The organism is Cellulomonas algicola (assembly GCF_003851725.1).
Classification (GTDB): Bacteria; Actinomycetota; Actinomycetes; order Actinomycetales; family Cellulomonadaceae; genus Cellulomonas; species Cellulomonas algicola.
In genome coordinates this window covers 1-2,731 of record NZ_BHYL01000425.1, presented here as the reverse complement: position 1 = coordinate 2,731, position 2,731 = coordinate 1, and the positions used below count along the sequence as shown (strand labels likewise).

Below are 2,731 nucleotides of genomic sequence, written 5' to 3'. Positions count from 1 at the left end.
GGCCGGAGCAGGCTGGGCAGCCCGCGCTCGCCGTCCCGCACGCGCGGCGACGGCACCGCGTCCGCGCCCACGCCGTCCGCGCGGGCGCCGCGGTCCGCGCGCACGCCACCACCCTTCGCGTGCGCGCCACCGGTCGCGCACGTGCCACCACGAGCAGGAACGGGCACGATCGATGACGGCACCGCGCACCGGAGGAACGATGTCCGACACCCCGACCCAGCCCGACCTGCGTGTCCGGCGGGCGTCGATGGCCGTCCTGGCCGTCTTCGTGCTCAACGGGTTCAACTTCGCGACGTGGGCGTCGCGCCTGCCCGCGATCCGCGACGGCCTGGACTTCTCGCCCGAGAAGATGGGCCTGCTGCTGCTCGTCGGTGCGGTCGGCTCGCTCGTGGCCCTGCCGCTGTCGGGCATGGTCGTCGAGCGGCTGGGCGCGCGGCGCACCGTGCTCGGGTTCGCGATCCTCAACGGCGTCGGCCTCACCGTCGCCGCGCTCGGCGTCGCAGCCGGGCAGGTCCCCGTCGTCGTCGTCGGCATGGTGCTCTACGGCATCGGCACGGGCGTGTGGGACGCCGCGATGAACCTCGAGGGCGCCGCGGTCGAGCAGGACCTCGGCCGCACCGTCATGCCGCGGTACCACGCCGGGTTCTCGTTCGGGACGGTCGGCGCGGCCGGCGTCTCCGCGCTCGCGGCGCTGCTGCACGTCCCGGTCGCGGTGCACGTGCCGATCGCGGTCACCGCGTCCGTCGTCGTCGTCGCCTTCGCCGTCCGCGCGTTCCTGCCCGCCGGGTCCGAGCACCCGCACGCCGCCACCGACGACTCGGCTCCGCGCGGCGCCCGTGGTGCGCTCGCGGCGTGGCTCGAGCCCCGCACGCTGCTGATCGGCCTCGTCGTGCTCGCCGCCGCGCTCACCGAGGGCTCCGCGAACGACTGGGTCAGCCTCGCGGTCGTCGACGGCTTCGACACCTCGCACGCGCTCGGCGCGCTCGCCTTCGGCGTCTTCGTGGGGGCCATGACGAGCATGCGCTGGTTCGGCACCGCGCTGCTCGACCGGTACGGTCGCGTCGTCGTGCTGCGGCTGTGCGCGGTGCTCGCGATCGTCGGCCTGCTCACGTTCGCCCTGGCCGGCCAGCTGTGGCTCGCCCTGGTCGGCGTCATCGCGTGGGGTGCGGGTGCCGCGCTCGGGTTCCCCGTCGGCATGAGCGCCGCGTCCGACGACCCGCTGCGCGCCGCCCCCCGCGTGAGCGTCGTGTCGACCATCGGCTACAGCGCGTTCCTCGCCGGTCCGCCGCTGCTCGGCCTGCTCGCGCAGCACGTCGGCTACCGCAACGCGCTGCTCGTGATCCTCGTCCCCGTCGTCCTCGGCCTCCTCGTCGTCAACGCGGCCGCGCCGCTCGTGCGCCCGTCGACGTCCGAGCCCTCCGAGCCGGCCGAGCCCGCCGACGCGAAGCGTCCCGACGCCGCGGTCTAGCCTGGGCGGCGTGCAGCACGCGACGACCCCGACGACGACCCCCGCCCTCGCCGACCTCACGACCCTCCGGGTCGGCGGGCCGGCCGCGCGCTACGTCGAGACGACGACGGAGGCGGAGCTCATCGACGTCGTGCGCGCCGCGGACGACGCGGGCGAGCCGTTGCTCGTCGTCGGCGGCGGGTCCAACCTGCTCGTCGCCGACGCGGGCTTCGAGGGCGTCGTCGTGCGCGACGTGCGGACGGGTATCGACGTGCCCGACCACTCCGCGTGCGCGGGCGTGACGTACACCGTCCCGGCGGGCACGCCGTGGGACGAGGTCGTCGAGCACGCCGTGACGCACCGGCTGGTCGGCCTCGAGGCCCTGTCCGGCATCCCCGGCTCGACCGGTGCGACGCCCGTGCAGAACGTCGGCGCGTACGGGCAGGAGGTGTCCGAGACCATCGCGACCGTGCGGGTCTGGGACCGCGGCCGCGGCAAGGTCCGCACGCTCCCGCTCGTCGACCTGCGCTTCGGCTACCGCACCTCGCTGCTCAAGCGCTCGATGCGGCCGACCGCGGCCGACCCCGAGGACCCGCGCGCGCCGTGGGGCCCTACCCCGCGGTACGTGGTCCTCGACGTGACCTTCCAGCTGCGGCAGGGCACGCTCGCGCAGGCCGTCCGCTACCCGGAGCTCGCGCGCACGCTCGGCGTCGCCGTGGGGGAGCGGGCGCCGATCCTCGACGTGCGGGCCGCCGTGCTCGAGCTGCGCGGACGCAAGGGCATGGTCCTCGACGCCGCCGACCACGACACGTGGAGCGCCGGGTCCTTCTTCACCAACCCGATCCTCGACACCGCCGCGGCCGCCGCGCTGCCCCCCGACGCGCCCCGCTTCCCCGCCGGCGACGGGGCGACCAAGACGAGCGCGGCCTGGCTCATCGAGCACGCCGGGTTCGGGCGCGGCCACACCGGACCGGGCGCTGCGGCGCTGTCCGACAAGCACACGCTCGCGCTCACCAACCGGGGCGGTGCGACGGCGGACGAGCTCGTCGCGCTGGCCCGCGAGATCCGCGACGGCGTGCGCACCGCGTTCGGCGTCGAGCTCGAGCCCGAGCCCGTGCTGGTGGGCGTCAGCCTCTGACGTCCAGGGGCGCGCCCTCGGCGTCCGCCGACCCGCCGGCCGTGCCGGCTCGGTCCGCGGACTCCTCGGCCCTGCCGGCTCCGACCGCCGACTCGTCGGCCCGGCCGGCTCCGTTCGCCGACCCGCCGGCCGGGCCGGCTCCGACC

2 protein-coding genes are annotated in these 2,731 nt (G+C 76.3%); both read left to right on the top strand.

Annotated elements, in window-relative coordinates:
- Positions 1-199: 199 nt before the first annotated feature.
- Positions 200-1,468 carry an MFS transporter gene (locus CTKZ_RS20375; RefSeq protein ID WP_124344612.1) on the top strand — a complete coding sequence of 423 codons (1,269 nt, stop codon included), beginning with the start codon at positions 200-202 and terminating at the stop codon, positions 1,466-1,468.
- A 10-nt stretch (positions 1,469-1,478) separates the two neighbouring features.
- The gene (locus CTKZ_RS20370; RefSeq protein ID WP_200829859.1) at positions 1,479-2,585 is read left to right on the top strand and encodes a UDP-N-acetylmuramate dehydrogenase; all 1,107 of its coding nucleotides are present in this window, start codon (positions 1,479-1,481) and stop codon (positions 2,583-2,585) included.
- The last annotated feature ends 146 nt before the right edge of the window (positions 2,586-2,731 follow it).